General features: G+C 38.6%; 15 protein-coding genes. 13 read left to right on the forward strand and 2 right to left on the reverse strand.

Annotated features, from left to right (window positions below; genetic code table 11):
* The first annotated feature begins 147 nt into the window (after positions 1–147).
* The 3 genes from DDZ16_RS07165 to DDZ16_RS07175 all read left to right on the forward strand — a co-directional run bounded on the left by DDZ16_RS07165 (position 148) and on the right by DDZ16_RS07175 (position 4296).
* Positions 148–3174 carry an AsmA family protein gene (locus DDZ16_RS07165; RefSeq protein WP_109263756.1) on the forward strand — a complete coding sequence of 1009 codons (3027 nt, stop codon included), beginning with the start codon at positions 148–150 and terminating at the stop codon, positions 3172–3174.
* 21 nt (positions 3175–3195) lie between these two features.
* Complete coding sequence (locus DDZ16_RS07170; protein ID WP_158275625.1) at positions 3196–3846, forward strand: DsbA family protein; 651 nt, start codon at positions 3196–3198, stop codon at positions 3844–3846.
* A gap of 105 nt (positions 3847–3951) precedes the next feature.
* Positions 3952–4296, forward strand: a complete 345-nt coding sequence (locus DDZ16_RS07175; RefSeq protein WP_109263758.1) for a hypothetical protein — start codon at positions 3952–3954, stop codon at positions 4294–4296.
* Between the two features lie 68 nt (positions 4297–4364).
* Here DDZ16_RS07175 and DDZ16_RS07180 read toward each other — a convergent pair whose 3' ends face one another.
* Positions 4365–4925: a TlpA family protein disulfide reductase gene (locus tag DDZ16_RS07180; RefSeq protein WP_109263856.1), complete on the reverse strand. Its 561-nt coding sequence runs from the start codon at positions 4923–4925 to the stop codon at positions 4365–4367.
* Between the two features lie 661 nt (positions 4926–5586).
* On the opposite strand from DDZ16_RS07180, the gene DDZ16_RS07185 reads away from it, so the two are divergent.
* From DDZ16_RS07185 to DDZ16_RS07230, 10 genes are all read left to right on the forward strand, one after another.
* On the forward strand, positions 5587–5865 hold the full coding sequence (locus tag DDZ16_RS07185) for a YtxH domain-containing protein (RefSeq protein WP_109263759.1): 279 nt from the start codon (positions 5587–5589) through the stop codon (positions 5863–5865).
* Between the two features lie 110 nt (positions 5866–5975).
* Entirely contained in the window at positions 5976–6347 is a 372-nt protein-coding gene (locus tag DDZ16_RS07190) for a phage holin family protein (RefSeq protein WP_109263760.1), read from the forward strand.
* Positions 6334–6597, forward strand: a complete 264-nt coding sequence (locus DDZ16_RS07195; protein WP_109263857.1) for a hypothetical protein — start codon at positions 6334–6336, stop codon at positions 6595–6597. The genes DDZ16_RS07190 and DDZ16_RS07195 overlap by 14 nt, the downstream gene beginning before the upstream one ends.
* Positions 6598–6985: 388 nt before the next feature.
* Complete coding sequence (locus tag DDZ16_RS07200; protein ID WP_109263761.1) at positions 6986–7783, forward strand: SDR family NAD(P)-dependent oxidoreductase; 798 nt, start codon at positions 6986–6988, stop codon at positions 7781–7783.
* Between the two features lie 68 nt (positions 7784–7851).
* Complete coding sequence (locus DDZ16_RS07205) at positions 7852–8832, forward strand: NAD-dependent epimerase/dehydratase family protein (protein WP_109263762.1); 981 nt, start codon at positions 7852–7854, stop codon at positions 8830–8832.
* A 65-nt stretch (positions 8833–8897) separates the two neighbouring features.
* Positions 8898–10907: an NAD-dependent DNA ligase LigA gene (gene ligA / locus DDZ16_RS07210; RefSeq protein ID WP_109263763.1), complete on the forward strand. Its 2010-nt coding sequence runs from the start codon at positions 8898–8900 to the stop codon at positions 10905–10907.
* A 32-nt stretch (positions 10908–10939) separates the two neighbouring features.
* Complete coding sequence (locus DDZ16_RS07215; RefSeq protein WP_232526584.1) at positions 10940–11467, forward strand: DUF6913 domain-containing protein; 528 nt, start codon at positions 10940–10942, stop codon at positions 11465–11467.
* Positions 11468–11524: 57 nt separating this feature from the next.
* Positions 11525–12115: a penicillin-binding protein activator LpoB gene (locus DDZ16_RS07220; protein WP_109263859.1), complete on the forward strand. Its 591-nt coding sequence runs from the start codon at positions 11525–11527 to the stop codon at positions 12113–12115.
* A gap of 62 nt (positions 12116–12177) precedes the next feature.
* Entirely contained in the window at positions 12178–13572 is a 1395-nt protein-coding gene (locus tag DDZ16_RS07225; RefSeq protein ID WP_109263764.1) for a COG3014 family protein, read from the forward strand.
* A gap of 498 nt (positions 13573–14070) precedes the next feature.
* The gene (locus DDZ16_RS07230; RefSeq protein WP_109263765.1) at positions 14071–15702 is read left to right on the forward strand and encodes a T9SS type A sorting domain-containing protein; all 1632 of its coding nucleotides are present in this window, start codon (positions 14071–14073) and stop codon (positions 15700–15702) included.
* 51 nt (positions 15703–15753) lie between these two features.
* Here DDZ16_RS07230 and DDZ16_RS07235 read toward each other — a convergent pair whose 3' ends face one another.
* The gene (locus DDZ16_RS07235; RefSeq protein WP_198416683.1) at positions 15754–16569 is read right to left on the reverse strand and encodes a glycoside hydrolase family 16 protein; all 816 of its coding nucleotides are present in this window, start codon (positions 16567–16569) and stop codon (positions 15754–15756) included.
* Positions 16570–16650 lie beyond the last annotated feature (81 nt).

A 16650-nucleotide genomic window follows, 5' to 3' on the forward strand; every position in this document is an offset into this window, starting at 1 on the left:
TAATTATGGTTTGGAACTGTAAAGATAAAACAATCCTTTACGCCAGAAGAATAAAAAAAACCAATTATTTTTGCCTAACCTCTATCTTTTCAAATCGTATAGAAAAAAGCAACTAATGTAACACAACCAAACTCAGACCATTTTAGCATGAAAAAATTCTTCAATCTCCTTAAATATTTAGCATTAATATTTATCTCTGTAGTGGTATTACTTTTTGCCATCGCCGAGTTTGCTGAAGACCGAATAGCTTCCATTAGTGTGGAGCAGATTAATAAAAGCATCGGGCTACCGGTAACATATGATGAAATATCATTTTCATTGTTGCGAGACTTTCCTTTGGCTACTTTGGAAATTAATGATATTTGGCTGGGCTCTCCCTCTAAAGGAGAATCAAAAAATAAAATTGACACCCTGGCTAACATTCAAAAAGTCTATGTATCTGTCAGAATGTTACCCCTTGTGAGTGAGCAGCGATTTGATATTGTAGAGATCGACGTTGAAGGAGCTGAAGGTTTCTACGCAGTGGATTCCTCGGGAATTTCAAATATTGATTTTTTAATGGACACCACCCATACTGAGGCAGTGGATACAACGGCCACAGGTCTTCAAATATCTCTTCGAGAATTGACTATTAAAAACATGCGCCTTCAATATTCCGATAAAACAATAAATGCAAAAGGGCTTTTATCTGTTCCGGAAATATATATGGATGGGGAATTTGAAAATGGAATTTTTGAAAGTGCCATTGAGGGAACAGCCATTTTATCCGACTGCCATTATGGAGAAACCAACGCTTGTTTGATGAAACAAACAAAATTGGTTTTTGAAATGGAATACCTCAAAGACTCCGTCTTTATCAATAAAGCACATGTTTTTTCAGATGGGATTGAATTAAGAGCCGAAGGAGAAATCGGGCTGAAAGAAGATCTCTTTTCCAGTTTACTGATATCATCTCCAAGTCTGGATATTCAAGAATTAAAAAAATACATCCCAATCGAACTATTGGAGGAATATGGTATTGAAAACACCTCTGGCACAGCCAAACTTGAGGGCACCGTTAAGGGGGTAATCTCTGATTCAATAATGCCGGGATTAAGCTTTGATTTTGAAATCAGTAAGGGGGGCATAAAAATAAAAGATTATCCTGCTTTGTCTAATATCAAGCTCAACGGACAATTTACCAACGGATCATTACACAACAATCAATCCACCTCATTGTCCATCAATCAGCTTTATTTTGAGACCGACCAAAGCAATGGAGAGCTCGATTTCATTCTTCAGGATCTGGATAATCCGCGATACTCAGGAAGTTTCTCTGCCAATATGGATTTAAAAGAATTGAAGAACCATTTTATTCCTGACTCCCTCATCTCCAAGCTGGAAGGCAAAATGGACGCCCGTCTGGTCACCGAAGGTGTTTTGCCCGACAAGATAGATTCCACATTTATGGACAAGATCGCCCAAAACAGCCGCGGGTTTTTGTTCTTCAAAGAAGTAAACCTAACAATGGACTCCCTTATTTCTGTAGATTCATGTGACTTGGAGATAGAATACCTGCCGGATACACTGAGAATAAAAGATGCCAACCTTCGTATTCCCTCCTATCATGTAATGATAAATGATGCCGATGCTTATTTTAGTTTTTCAGGGCAAATAAGCGATTATATGAATATGGCAGTAAAAATGGATACCCTGCATCTGCAAACCACAAAAAGTCTAATTAGTGGATCGGCTAGTCTTTCCAATCTGAATGAACCTGATTACGAACTTTATGCCAAAATGGATCTGGATATGGGAGAAATTGCAAAGATGGTTCCGGATACCCTGATAATGTCTATGAACGGAGAAATCATGGCTTCCATGTCTTCTTCAGGGAAAATAAGGCCAGATTCGATGATGAATGACATTGAACCACTGATATTTGAAAACAGCAGCTTCATTGTCAATGCCAACAATTTTTCTGTTAGGATGCCTGATACTTTAATGAGTGTAAAGAATTTGACAGGAGAATTTTCAATGGCTCATGATTCTTTAAAAATCATCAATACTTCAGGCACATATGCCAACATTGATTTTATGGTCGATTCGACCAGTGTCACTAATAGTTATGGAGCCATTTTGCAAAAAGATTCCTCCCCTTTGGGCATATCAGGAAAATTTGCCCTTGGTGATCTTGATTATTCGGCTTTTGCTGCTTTTATGGAAGAAGACAGTCTTGGCAGCGATAAAATTTCCGGAGAAAACACTCCTGATAATGAAGAGTTTTTGAACTTCAAATATAACCTGAAAGGCACTCTGTCAGTAAATAGTTTCAAGTACAACAAATCCACCTTTGAAAACCTATCCTGCCTGTTTAATCTAAGCGATAGCTTGTTTATTATTGATCAATTCAAAACGGATGCTTTTGATGGCACCTTAAACAATGCCATAAGATATGAATTGTATCCTGATAATCGGTCAGTAGTAGCATTCAGGAGCCAGATAGACAAAATGGATATCTCAACCCTGCTGAAGGAATTTGACGATTTCGATCAGAAAGAAATATCCCATGAACAACTCAGCGGATTGTTTTCTACAAAAATGGATGGTCGCATTGTCATGCATGGAGATTCATTAGTCATGGACTCAATACAGGTAAAAGGCGATATGAAACTGGAAGACGGAGGTCTCTACAATTACAAACGAGCCATGGAGCTGGCAGATTTTACCAGTTTGGACGAATTGGATAATATGCAATTTAAAACGATGGAAAGCCAGCTCTTTATATTTAAAAACGCACTTTACGTCCCTAAAACTGACATCCGAAGCAATGCCATGGATATTACAGCATATGGGATGCAAACTTTTGGAGAGGATTACCAGTACCATTTGCGCATTTACCTTGGAGAAATCCTTCACGGAAAAACCAGGAGAATACGCAAGAAACAGGAAGAAATGGCTGACAATCCCGATGACAAAAAGCCAAAACTAAAATCACTTTACATCCAGTCATCCAGTATAAACGGAAATTCGAAAAATGGTCTTGACAACAAAAAAGACCGGTTTAGAATGCAGACAAAAATTAACGTACAGGAAAAAATCCTGAATATTATTTTTCATCCCCTACTGTTAGATTTTGATACCGGAGTAGATATGGAGATGCTGCAAATTAATAGAAATATGGCCAAAAAATAGCCAGAAAATATGACACCAAAAATGAACAGGATTTTACAGGCAACTTCGTTGGTTGTTTCGGCCATTATTTTTGTATTGATCATCATTAAACTTGTCAATTATTATAGCGACAAAAACAATTCGGAACGTCCATTGGAAAAGCCGTTAACAGAAAGCGAAAATGACATTGTCTGGGGCTCTCCCGATGCGTCACTGACCATGTATATGTTTTCCAGCTATAAGTGTAAATTCTGCTCCTTATTCTTTACAGAGGTGTTTCCTGAAATAAATGAGAAATACATTGATACAGGCACGCTAAAGGTGGTACTCAAGCCAGTTAACCTTAGAGAAGATGAAAATATGATGAAAGCCATTCAGGCATCGGTTTGTGTCAATAAGTTTGGTAAATTTGAGAAATTTCATGAGCTGCTTATTACCAACCCGAATGTAGTTAAAACCGAAGACTTCCAGGTATTACTGGATGATTTCATTGCTGCCAATCCGGATATTGCCCAATGCCTGCTGGAGAACAATGACTACGAATACATTCGCAAAAACAATAAAGAATTCAGCGCCAATAATTTTTCCGGAACCCCTACGTTTGTTATTGAAGGGAAGATATATTCAGGGTTCAGAAACTTCGAACAATTTGAAGATATTTTTCAAAATGAAACATCTGATGCAACTTATTAGTATAATTAGTGCCTTTAATAAAGTACCACTTGATTAGCAGACATATTTTAAATATTAAGACCTTTTGTCTAATTTCAAAAACGGACATTACAAAAGTATAAGATCATGAAAAAGAAAATTTTTTATCTGCCTCTGATTCTTCTTAGTATTCTGGGAGCCATTCAGGTTGGTTGCCAGGAAGAAGATGAAGAAATTTGTGAATCGTTTGATGCCAATTGTGATGCGCCAAATTTGGCTACCACCTGTTGTACGGATGATGTATGCTATTACGAGTACAATGGTAAAAAATACGAAGATACTGCCAGCGGAGAGACTGAATTGATTGCAGACATGTGTGGCACCGGAGAAACACAAGCAGTCAATGTAAACACAGAAGACCTTAAAATGAAACTAAAATCGCAGACGAAAAGACTCATGGCAGAAGCCAGAGCGGCCGTTATTTGTCAATAAAAAAGTAGAGCATAAAAAAATGCCGGAGATCAGATTTGACCTCCGGCATTTTTTTATGTCCGTATATTTTATTTTTCTGACTTTCGACTAAACCAACCACTCCAAAATGGCGAAAAAGAGCCTTTTTCGAGCTTTTCCAACTTATCCTTAAGCTCCCTGCCCCTTAGGTTTTTTGCAACAACAATGCCATCTCCGTTAATAAGAATGTTGGCAGGAATTCCACGAACACCATATTGTTGCGCTGCCTGGTTTTTCCAACCTTTCAAATCACTAACATGATATTTCCATGTCATACCATCCTTTTGAATAGCATTCATCCAGGCCTCTTTTTTTACATCTAATGAAACACTATAAATGGTAAAGCCATTTGCCTCCCCAAAACTCGCATCTTTAAAGCTTTCGAAAGCTTCCACCAAAAATGGACTTTCTTTACGACAAGGGCCGCACCAGGAAGCCCAAAAATCAATTAAAACCATCTTCCCCGAAAGTGAAGACAATGCAATCTCGCTCCCTTCTGGAGAACTCATCACAATCTCCGGCGCTTTTTCCCCAACCTCGGGATTTTGGGCTTTACCGCTAGTAAAAGCAAATGTAAATGCCACCGTTAATAAAAATAGTTTTCTACTCATAAATATGTTGTTCTTGAAAATTATGGTTCCAAGCCACAAAAAGCCAAATTCTTTTAAAATTTTCTCATTATACCTGATTACAACAACCTCTCCAAAAATTGCAAAAAAATAAACCAAATAAATTTATTGAAGCTGTTAACAAATCAAGATTTTAGCCTGGTTTATTCATGAGTTTTCGTTATGAGATGTTTAAATACCAATAAATTCAGGCAACCGCAGAGAAAATTGATAAAGGAAATAGTGAACTATTTTCAAGTCAATTTCATTGAGGACGCCTGAATTTAGCAGGTAGTTGAACATCGTAATAGATAATTTATGAATAATCCAGGTTAGACATCTTTAAAATAGAATTCAAATTTTATGTGGCTAAATTAAACAATTCCTTTAAAATATAGTTATGCACATATGAAACAAAATTCAGATCAGGTGAATAAAAAAATCAACCTCAATTCTAATTATTGTTAAATCAACAAAAAAATTCAACACTCAATAATATAGTTGCACATACGACTACATTTTGAAAAAGAATTAATAATGAAGTGTTAACAACCACGTTTGGAGGATCGCTTTTATCATCAACAGCCATTCCACCATTTGACATTTCCAAAAAAAACCTTTATATTTAAATAATTGAATGTTAAATCGTTAAAACCAATACATTATGAAGAATACCGGATTATTTTTAGGAGGACTCATTTTTGGTGCTGCAGCAGGAGCTGCTCTTGCTCTTTTATATGCCCCACAAACAGGAGAAGACACTCGTCGACAAATCAAGGTAAAGATTGATGAATTGGAAGACGAACTGGACAAGATGCGTGATAAACTTAAAGAAAAAGGCTCCGAAATGAAAGACGAAGCCCGCAAAAGAATTCAGGAGCTTGAAACACGGATTGAAAAACTTATGGAAGAATACCGTAAGGCACCTGAAAAAGCCAAATAATCCTCCAGGTCATTACCTGATTATTTTTCGGGTTAAAAAGTTGTTCTTAACGGAGCAACTTTTTTATTTTATGAAAAATTTGCACCTTGCATTGTACTAATTCTGGACTAATGAAGGAAAATATTACTCGCGAAATAGATGAACTAAAAAAAGAGTTTGAAGAATATGTGCAGGTTCGTATAGATCTGACCAAACTTCATATAGCGGGTGAGCTGTCCCGGTTTTTCTCAAGTTTTATGACTAAAACCGTAATGCTTTATCTGTTCTTTTTTGTTTTTATGTTTTTCTCTCTTGCCGGAGCCGTTCTGCTGGCCCAATGGCTGGAATCTTATGTGGTGGGATTTGCCCTTACCGGAGTTATCTTTTTGTTTGCTGCCATTATTTTCTGGCTTTTGCGCAAAAGACTAATAGAACGCCCTGTAGTTAAAAGATTTATTGAATTAATGTTCCCTAAATTTGACGATGAAGATGAAGAAGCATAAAAGGAAAGCCCATTACAGGCATATCAGAAATTACAAGGATCTGCGAGCTGAAAAAATGCATCTTGCCTATAAAGCTAAATACAACGAAAAGCAATTGGAGTTGCGCCTGCTGGAAATTGGCTATTACCTCCACCCAATCCGACTGCTGCCTTCACTGGTGACCGAATGGGCACAACCAATGCTGATTGAATTAAAAAACCGAATCACAGAATATTTCTTTGGTAAAAGTAAAAAACGGCATTCGGAATAAAAAATGGGATTCTTATCCCATTTCTTCCCAGCTGCCATTTCTTAATAAGGGGATTGTTTCTTATTTTATATCACTCCCCTGATAAATCTTGAGTGCTGATTCTTCTTTTTTCCCGGACAGATTAACTGAATCTCCCTTTTTAATTCTTTCTTTAAGTTCTTCTACCTTGCGTTGAGCCACTTCAATTCATTCCCGTTTCATTTTGTATTCCTCATCTGATATAGCTCCCTTTTCTTTTTGCTCTTCCAATTCTTCAGATGCCTTTTCTATTTTTTCTTCAGTTTTTAATCAACTATCAAGTCAAATCACACGAGGAAAATAATTACTATATTAGTCATTTATAAGACGAAAGTTTAATGCATTGGTTGAAAAAATTGAAGCAATTCACATGGAGAAAACCAAAAATGAGACCTACGCACTCATAACCGGTGCCAGCAAAGGCTTTGGAGAGTTATTAGCATTTGAGCTTGCTTATCGCAGGATAAATGTCATATTAGTGGCTTTGCCACATGAGGATATCCTTTCGGTAGCAGCTAAATGCAGGGAACTCGGGGTAAAAGCTGAAACTTATGAAGCCGACTTGACAAACAGAGAAGATCTGTTAAGAATGACCGACTGGGCCAACAAAAACTTCAACATTAACATATTGATAAACAATGCAGGAAAAGGTGGCACTCAAACTTTTCATAAAAGTGATCTTTCCTATGTAGATAATCTCATTCAAATTAATGTGCTTGCTACAACTATTATCACCCACCAGCTTCTTCCTAACCTTCTTAAGCAAGAAAAGTCATACATTCTAAATGTTTCAAGTATGGCGTCTTTTAGTCCCATTGGGTACAAAACGGTTTATTCCTCCACAAAAAGATACATTCAACATTTTTCCCGGGCTTTATGTAATGAATTAAAAGACACTTCTGTTTTTGTGAGTGTAGTATTACCAGGACCCATGAAAACCAATTCGGAAATTACAGGAAGAATTGAAAAGCAAGGCTTATTGGGAAAAATAGGACTCATTACACCTGAAAGAGCTGCGAGGGTCAGTATTAGGCGAATGCTTAAGCAAAAGCCATATATCCTTGTCGGAAGAAGAAATTATATTAATAAATTTCTTTTAGCACTTGTCCCCGCAAAAATCAGGATGAGATTAATGACCAAAGCCGCATCCCGGGAAATACAGTTTTAACAGTAAATATTTGAGTAGAAAAACGTAGTTCCCGATTGGTTATTCTCTAATCATTAATACAAATTACGATGAACAAGGTATTGATTACCGGGGCAAACGGCCTTTTGGCAACCAACGTTATTGAAGAGTTATTAAAGAAAGGTTACTGGGTTCGTGGTTTGTTGCGGGATTGCCGAAAATATAAAGGCCCCCGTCATCAAAAACTGGAACTCAACGAAGGAGACATTACGGATGAAAATTCTATAATTAAAGCATTGAATGGCTGCGAATATTTGATACATGTAGCAGCACTTACTGCCCACGACATATCCAGTTATGCCCCTTACCTTAAAGTAAATGTTGAAGCTACAGAAAGGCTTTTAAAAGCTGCTATCTCAGCAAAAATCAAAAAGTTTGTCTATGTAAGCTCAGCAAATGCATTTGGTTTTGGCAATCAAGAGCATCCCGGCAATGAGAATACCCCCATAAAACCTCCATTTTCCGAATCTCATTACGCAAAAAGTAAACTTGAGGGCCAAAAACGAGTTTTAAAATATAAAAATCAAATTGATGCCATGGTGGTTAATCCCACTTTTATGATTGGCCCCTATGATAGTAAGCCAAGCTCAGGAAAAATTATAATAATGGGGTACAATAAAAAATTAGTATTTTGTCCTCCTGGGGGTAAGAATTTCGTAAATGTTACAGACGTTTCAAAAGGTACGGTTTCTGCCCTGAAGAAAGGGAAAAGCGGCCAAGCCTACCTCATGGCCGGAGAAAACCTTACCTACAAGCAATTTTTTCAAAAGCTTTCTGCTCATTCAAAAAAAACACCATTCATTATTAAGGTCCCATGTCCTGTTCTCTTATCTGCAGGCGTAATTGGGAATATCATGAGATGGTTTGGGCTTAAAACGCAACTTTCGTTAACCAACATGAAAATGCTGTGCGTTAAAAACTTTTACTCTAATCAAAAAGCTAAAAATGATCTAGGGGTCAATTTTGAGCCAGTTGAATCCGGAATAGAAGCCGCAGTGAAATGGTTTAAGGAAACCGGGATAATCTCCTGAAATATCTACCTCCAAATTCCCTCAAAAAAGCTAAATTTGCTAAACGAACCATGTAACCGAATAAAATGGATAAAGCTTCTGCCGAAAAGCACATACAACAGTTGCGTGATGAGCTTAATTATCACAATCATAAATACTATGTCGAAAACCAACCCGATATTTCGGATCAGGAGTTTGACCGGAAAATGAAGGAATTGGTTGATCTGGAAAAGGAATTCCCTGAATTTTCAGATCCTGACAGCCCGTCTATGCGTGTAGGAAGTGATATTAATAAGGAATTTGTGCAGGTTCGTCACAAATACCCAATGCTTTCGCTCAGCAACACATATTCGCAGGAAGAATTGCAGGATTTCCATAATCGCGTTGTAAAATTAGTTGGTGATAATTTCAGATACATTTGTGAACTAAAGTACGATGGGACAGCTATTGGACTTACTTATATTAACGGAAAGCTTCAACAAGCCGTAACTCGTGGCGACGGCACCGTAGGCGACGATGTTACAGAAAATGTAAGAACCATTAGATCTGTTCCTCTCAGACTTAAGGGCGATTTTCCGGATGAATTTACTATCAGAGGAGAAATTTTTCTTCCGTTGGAAGGCTTCCGAAAACTGAACAGTGAAAAAGAGAAAAATGGTGAAGCCCCCTTTGCGAACCCCAGAAATGCCGCAGCCGGTTCTTTAAAACTCCAAAACAGCTCTTTGGTAGCCAAGCGACCACTTGATTGTTATTTGTACTACATGTTATCCGAAAATTTGCCTACAGAGAGTCACTATGAAAACCTGATGAAAGCAAAATCATGGGGATTAAAAATATCTCCTCATACTGAAATTTGCAATGCCATTGATGATGTTTTCAATTTCATTAATCACTGGGATACAGCTCGTCGTGATCTCCCATTTGAAATTGACGGTGCCGTAATCAAAGTTGACAGCATTCCCCTTCAAAAAGAACTGGGTTTTACAGCTAAGTCACCCCGCTGGGCCATTGCTTACAAATTTAAGGCTGAAGAGGCCAAAACCCGCTTGACTTCCGTCGATTACCAGGTAGGCCGAACAGGAGCAGTGACACCGGTTGCCAATCTTGAGGCCGTTCAATTAGCAGGCACCACTGTCAAGAGAGCTTCTTTGCATAATGCAGATATTATTTCAGGTCTTGGTTTGCATATAAAGGATCTTGTGACCGTTGAAAAAGGAGGAGAAATAATTCCAAAAATCACCGGGGTTATTATTGAGGAGCGTCCGGACAATAGTGAACCCGTTGAATTTATCAAAAACTGTCCTGAATGCGGTGCCCCATTGATGAGAGTAAAGGGGGAAGCAGCCCATTACTGCCCAAATTCGGCCAGTTGCCCCCCCCAGCTTAAAGGAAAACTTGAACACTTTATTTCCAGACGGGCGATGAATATTGACGGACTGGGAAGTGAAACCATTAACCTTTTGTTCAACAAGGAATTGGTTCGCACCATACCCGACTTATACAGGTTAAGGGCATCGCAACTTATTACCCTCGAAAGGCTGGGTGACAAGTCTGCCCGAAACATAATAAGTAGCATAAAAAAATCGCTGGAAGTTCCCTGGCCAAGAGTTTTATATGCTGTAGGTATCAGGTTTGTTGGAGAAACAGTTGCCCGTAAACTGACTCAAACTTTCACTTCAGCTGAAGCCCTCTCAAAAGCTACCAAAGAGGAACTAATAGAAGTAGATGAAATTGGAGAGAAAATTGCAGGAAGTATTTTGGCATTTTTCAATTCCGACGCCAATCAACAAATGATAAATGAACTCCGTGAATTTGGCTTGCAAGTGGAAGGAACCACTGAAGAAGAACATTCAGCTTCGGATAAATTGAATGGAAAAACAGTAGTTATAAGTGGCAAATTTTCCAAACACTCACGTGATGAAATAAAACAACTGATTGAAGCCCATGGTGGAAAGAATACCGGGTCTATTACCGGCAATACAGATATTTTGGTAGCCGGAGAGAATATGGGCCCCAGCAAACGAGAAAAAGCTGATAAACAAGGGATAACAATCCTTAATGAAGACCAATTTCTTAAACTAATAGGAGCCGAATAGTTTGGTTCCCGTGACATTGAAAACAGAACCCCGTGATTTTATTTAGAAAACAAAGAGAAATAGCAGGCCGTTTCTTTCTGAAAAGAAAACTAAAAAAGATAAATCGCATCGTTGAATTGAAAAAAATTAACGAGATAGACAGTGCCGGCATATTTTTTGATGCATCCTCAGAGGAGTGCCGCAAAGAAGCCAAATCCTTCATAAAAAGGCTTAAATCAAAGAATATTCAAACCTGGTCGGTGGGCTATTTCGATACAGAAAAACCGGATGAAAATTTCATAAGTGATAAAAACCTTTATTTTTCAACTTTGAAGGATTTTTCATTTTTCTTTTTACCCAAATCGGATGAATTAAAGGAGTTTATCAATAGAAAGGTGGACATTCTTTTTGTCTTTTCAGATAATGATGCGTTCCCTGCCAAAGCAGTTATCAAAATGTCTTTGGCTCATTTAAAAGTTGGAATTACGGATACATTTGACAATGTCATGGATTTAACTTTTGAGATAAATGGTAACGAACCGAAAAAATTGATAGAACAAATTGAAAACTATCTTGAATAATTGATGTTTTTAAGAAACAATAGTTTCAATATTAATAACCCAATAACAACAAGGATCATGAAGTCAACCATTTATTTTCTTTCAATTCTGGCAATTGCAGTGCTATTGCAAAGTTGCGGAACACGAAAAGTTGAGCGTATTGACACAGAAGAAGTAATCGATCTTAGCGGAAGGTGGAATGATACAGATTCCAGAATGGTAGCGGATGCTATGGTCGAGCAGGTTTTGAACGGGAATTGGCTTTCAAACTATCAGGAAAACCATGAAGGGGAAAAGCCGGTAGTCATTGTAGGCCTCGTTTACAACAAATCACACGAACACATTGAAGCTGAGACTTTTATAAAAGACATTGAACAAGCTTTCATCAATTCGGGAAAAGTAAGACTGGTTCAGGCCGGAGATAAAAGAGAAGAACTGCGTCGGGAAAGAGCTGCCCAACAGGAATTTGCCTCGCCTGAGACCGTAAAAGCCTGGGGAAAAGAATTAGGTGCTGACTTTATGATGAATGGTGATATTAACTCCACTGTAGATACCTATAAAAAAGAACGTGTTAATTTCTACCAGGTAAATCTGGAACTGACAGATATTGAAACCAGCGAAATAGTGTGGCTTGGCGATAAAAAAATTCGTAAATACATTAAGAACTGATTGGTTTACGTTGAGGAACCAATTATTTCCTCTTTCCTCACCAGAGTACCAAAAGAATTCTTATGCGCCGATACCTGAAAGTAATATTACTCATTCTGTTGACGGCTTTAGCCGCTGCCTGCGCTACGTTTTATCAAAAAACTTTTCAGGTTCAGTCGAATATTGCTCAGGGCAACTTTGAAAAGGCTGACCGGCTGCTTGAAAACGATTCACAATGGGCTGGAAATAATCACCGGGTTTTATATTACATGAACCGGGGCGTTGTCTCTTATATGATGAGAGATTATCAGGAAAGTATTGATTTTCTGAACCAGGCAGATTACTACATCGAAGACTTTACCAAACAATTTGGCTGGGAAGCCCTCTCCATGGTTTCCAACCCGATGGTAAAGCCTTATCGCCCCGAGGATTTTGAAGCCATTATGGTTCACTTCTACAAAGCACTCAATTTTTTGGCCCTTAAGGATCTTGAAGGTGCTTTGGTAGAAGCCCGAAGAATCAACATTCGCCTCAATCAATTGAACGACAAATACAAATACCACAAAAACAAATACCAGCGGGATGCGTTTGCCCACAATCTGATGGGCATGATTTACGAAGCTGCCGGTGATTACAATAATGCTTTCATAGCCTACCGAAATGCACTGGAAACTTACCGGGATGATTACTCAGAGCTATTTAACATGAACTCTCCAAAGCAGCTGAAAGAGGATTTGCTAAGGTCGGCACAGCGTGCGGGATTTGAAGATCAGGTTAACTATTATGAAGAGAGGTTTGAAATGGATGCTCCTCAAATGTCTTCAAAAGGTGATGGTGAACTTCTGATCTTTTGGCTGAATGGAATGGGACCTGTAAAATCGGAATGGAACATTACTATTTCCAATTTTGGTTTTAGCAACAATATGGTGCATCTGGGCAACCCTCACTTGGGACTTAATTACTCCTATCACTCCGACAATCTTTCTCCGCGTGAAAGGACAGCCTTTAAGAATTTGTCCTTTTTCAGTGTTGCATTCCCAAAGTATGAGGAGCGTCCCCCCGTTTTTAATCAGGGCTATGTGAGCTACAACGACACCTCTCAATCGTTTGAGGAGGCAGAAGACATTAACCAGATAGCGTTTCAATGCCTTAGAGACCGAATGGTAAGAGAGCTTGGAAATATGCTTTTGAGAGTAGCCACCAAACGCGCAATGGAAGAGCTGGCCAATAATGAAAATGAAAATCTGGGAACTATTGTTAGTATTTTAAATTCACTTACAGAAAAGGCAGATACAAGAAACTGGCAATCCCTGCCACACACCATTTTCTATACAAGAATTCCACTTTCGGAAGGAAAACACACTCTTGACCTCCACTTTTCAGGCAATAGCTCTGCTAGAAAACAAATTGAAGTCAATATAGTAGAGGGAACAACTACTTTTTACTCTTTTCACACCATGAACACAACAGCATTTTAGCAGTTTGAATATTTTTGTTTTAGATCCGTAAACATACTTTAAAGCATTTACCTGTACTCCGCTTTACTGCATAAATAGGGGGCGCTGAAAAACGCTTACATTATTAAATACTAAAATCTTAAGTCACATCAACAAACTCCAAAGTGCAAGCTTATTTCGCATCACACTCGAATTTCTTTGCACTTAATCCTAAAATAACAGCTAATCAAAAGAACAAAATTTTCTTCACCGCCCGAATCTCGAAGTATTTCAATACTCCTTCGATTGGGCGGCTTGTAAATTTTGCCCTTTTGACTTTTTCAGCAGCCCCTAAATAAACAATAGTCCACTTCATTCCCCACAGATTTTCCTTTAAGAAACTAAAAAATAGATATGTACATATTTGTCGACATTTTTATTTCTTAGTTTTTATTTCTACTTTTAACAATTATTTACAAGAATTGTTTTTAAAATCAAATTTTCAGCTACCTAATTTACAAACTTAAAAACCATTCAGTTATGAAACAAAGTTTACTAAGGTTCTCCTTAATCCTCTCCTTTAGTATTATTATAGTTTCAATCCATGCTCAATCTCCAATCGCCAACGGAGGTTTTGAAACCTGGGAGGACGTTGCCTTACTCTCCGGCCCTGACAATTGGAACATAGAAAAGGACCATGAAGCAGGATCCTTGGTCAATTATCAAGTAGCAGATGCCACGGAAGGAAGTTCATCAATCCGGCTTGTTACCATGGACGACCCGGGTGGTGAATCCTATACCTATTCAGGATATGCCATTCAGGGTGAAGTTAATCAGACCGGAGCAGCAGGTGGTATTCCGTGGACAGAGGATGTTGACCAACTGGTTTGTGATGTAAAATATGACATTCAGACCGGAGATGATGCTCTCATCCTTGTAGTAGCCTATAACAATGGCTCAGAAATTGGAGGAGGACAATTATTGATAAACGGAACTGAGAGTTCCTGGTCTTCTTTATATGTCGATCTGACGTTAAGCGGCACACCCACTGAGCTTTTTGTCGGTTTTACCAGCAGTAATTTTGAAGGAACCCCCATTGATGGCAGCTGGCTTCAGGTTGATAATGTCAGACTGTTTAATAACGGATCTGAAGTTGGTACAACTCTACCAAATTTCAGTTTTGAAACATGGTCGGATATAACGATAAATGATCCGGAGAGTTGGTCCTCAACAAACATGGAGCTTTCGGAAGACAATGTCACCAATGTAGAACCGACTACCAATGCATACAGCGGAACCTATGCAGCCCAATTGACCAACGTACAAATGGATGGTTATGTAATGACCGGAGGACTAACTTATGGCGATGAACCGTGGGATGGAAAAACAGCCTATAATGAAAAGCCTCGGCTTCTGACCGGTGCTTACAACTACACCCCTGTTGGTGATGACATGGCAAGGATCTATGTTAACTTTTACGATAGTGAAGATATGGGCGTGGCAGGTGCATTGGTAGACATTGATGCCACAACAGGTTATGAAACCTTTGTCCTGCCCATATACTGGAACCCAGCCAATAATGATCCGGTGTCAACCTCAGTAGGAGTCAGTGCAGGCGAAAGCCAGGTTGCCGGATCTGTTTTATTGGTTGATGAATTAAATTTTGAGAACGGAAGTGAAGTTACTTTCACCGTACATGATGGAGGAGATCCGGAACCTACTTATATAAGTGGGGCTAACATTGAGATCGAAACCTATGCCGGAAGTACTGTAACCACCGATCAAAACGGCAGCTTTTTCATGTATCTCCCTGATGGCGTCTATGATATTACCGTAACCCATCCCGACTATGACACTTACACCGGGACCATTGATATAACCGGCAACACCGACCCAGTAGTTGTGATGTCAGTGGCAACAGATATCCATTCAATACAAAATGAAACGTTTTCAGTCTTTCCAAATCCTGCAAGTGAAAGGCTCTTCTTTTCAAATCATGAAGAAATAGAAAGTCTTAAAATTATTACCCTGAATGGAATGGTGGTTGAAAAAATAATACCAGCTCAAGGTGCAAATTCGATTGATATCAGCCATTTATTGCCCGGCAAATATATAGTTAGCCTAATCACCCGAAAGGGAATGGTAAATAGACAGATTGTTATTTCAAGATGAAAAATAAAACCCCTGCAGTCCAATATCTGCAGGGGTTTTAGAAATAAACAATTATTCAAGAAACTTATAAACCCTCACATAATCCACCAACATTTTAGCGGGAAAGATGTCATCATCAACTCCATGAAGGCCACCCCAATGGCCCCCTACAGCAACGTTCAGTATCAAGTGAAAACGTTTATCGAAAGGCCATACATCCGTCCCCCCTTTATGTTTATCGAATGTAAATACTTTTTCATCATCTATAAAAAAATCAATTTTGTCCTTCTTCCATTCAATAGCATAAACACAAAAAGCACCCTCGCAATGAGGCACAAAAGTTGCTTTCCCAACTTCAGTTCCTATTGCGTGATTATAAGCTCCGGTATGAACGGTGGTGTAAATTGAATCAGACTCATACCCGACATGCTCCATGATATCAATTTCCCCGCTTTCGGGCCATCCTCCATAAGCCCAATCTGTAGGGAGCATCCAGATGGCCGGCCAAATACCTCTGCCGCCGGGAATATTGGCTTTAATTTCCATGCGTCCATAAAGCCAATCTCCTTTTTCTTTTGTTGTCAGTCGTGCTGAAGTATAATTAAAATCGTCCCAGGCTTCTTTTCTTGCAGTAATTACAAGGTTTTCGCCATCCACATATGCATTCTTCTTACGACCAACAGTATAGCATTGAAGCTCGTTATTACCCCATCCGTATGAATTTCCAATGGTATCATAATTCCACTTTGTCTCATCAGGAAGTCCGGTATAATCAAACTCCTCGCTCCATACCAATTCATAATTATCTTTATCCGTTTCGGTGCATCCCACCGTTAAGAGAGGCACACCAAACCAAATAAAAAGAAGTAAATTTTTCCAGGAAATCATAGCTATCAAATTTAAAAGATTAAAAAGGCATTGGCAAAGCACAGGAAAATGCCAACGCCCATTGCAAACCAGCTCATTTAT

The organism is Marinilabilia rubra (genome assembly GCF_003121985.1).
Classification (GTDB): domain Bacteria; phylum Bacteroidota; class Bacteroidia; order Bacteroidales; family Marinilabiliaceae; genus Marinilabilia; species Marinilabilia rubra.

Bases quoted from the DNA above. Each gene is read 5' to 3' on its own strand.
- DDZ16_RS07165 (WP_109263756.1), top strand. From the start codon at position 148: ATGAAAAAATTCTTCAATCTCCTTAAATATTTAGCATTAATATTTATC.
- DDZ16_RS07170 (WP_158275625.1), top strand. From the start codon at position 3,196: ATGAACAGGATTTTACAGGCAACTTCGTTGGTTGTTTCGGCCATTATT.
- DDZ16_RS07175 (WP_109263758.1), top strand. From the start codon at position 3,952: ATGAAAAAGAAAATTTTTTATCTGCCTCTGATTCTTCTTAGTATTCTG.
- DDZ16_RS07180 (WP_109263856.1), bottom strand. From the start codon at position 4,925: ATGAGTAGAAAACTATTTTTATTAACGGTGGCATTTACATTTGCTTTT.
- DDZ16_RS07185 (WP_109263759.1), top strand. From the start codon at position 5,587: ATGAAGAATACCGGATTATTTTTAGGAGGACTCATTTTTGGTGCTGCA.
- DDZ16_RS07190 (WP_109263760.1), top strand. From the start codon at position 5,976: ATGAAGGAAAATATTACTCGCGAAATAGATGAACTAAAAAAAGAGTTT.
- DDZ16_RS07195 (WP_109263857.1), top strand. From the start codon at position 6,334: ATGAAGAAGCATAAAAGGAAAGCCCATTACAGGCATATCAGAAATTAC.
- DDZ16_RS07200 (WP_109263761.1), top strand. From the start codon at position 6,986: ATGGAGAAAACCAAAAATGAGACCTACGCACTCATAACCGGTGCCAGC.
- DDZ16_RS07205 (WP_109263762.1), top strand. From the start codon at position 7,852: ATGAACAAGGTATTGATTACCGGGGCAAACGGCCTTTTGGCAACCAAC.
- ligA (WP_109263763.1), top strand. From the start codon at position 8,898: ATGGATAAAGCTTCTGCCGAAAAGCACATACAACAGTTGCGTGATGAG.
- DDZ16_RS07220 (WP_109263859.1), top strand. From the start codon at position 11,525: ATGAAGTCAACCATTTATTTTCTTTCAATTCTGGCAATTGCAGTGCTA.
- DDZ16_RS07225 (WP_109263764.1), top strand. From the start codon at position 12,178: ATGCGCCGATACCTGAAAGTAATATTACTCATTCTGTTGACGGCTTTA.
- DDZ16_RS07230 (WP_109263765.1), top strand. From the start codon at position 14,071: ATGAAACAAAGTTTACTAAGGTTCTCCTTAATCCTCTCCTTTAGTATT.
- DDZ16_RS07235 (WP_198416683.1), bottom strand. From the start codon at position 16,569: ATGATTTCCTGGAAAAATTTACTTCTTTTTATTTGGTTTGGTGTGCCT.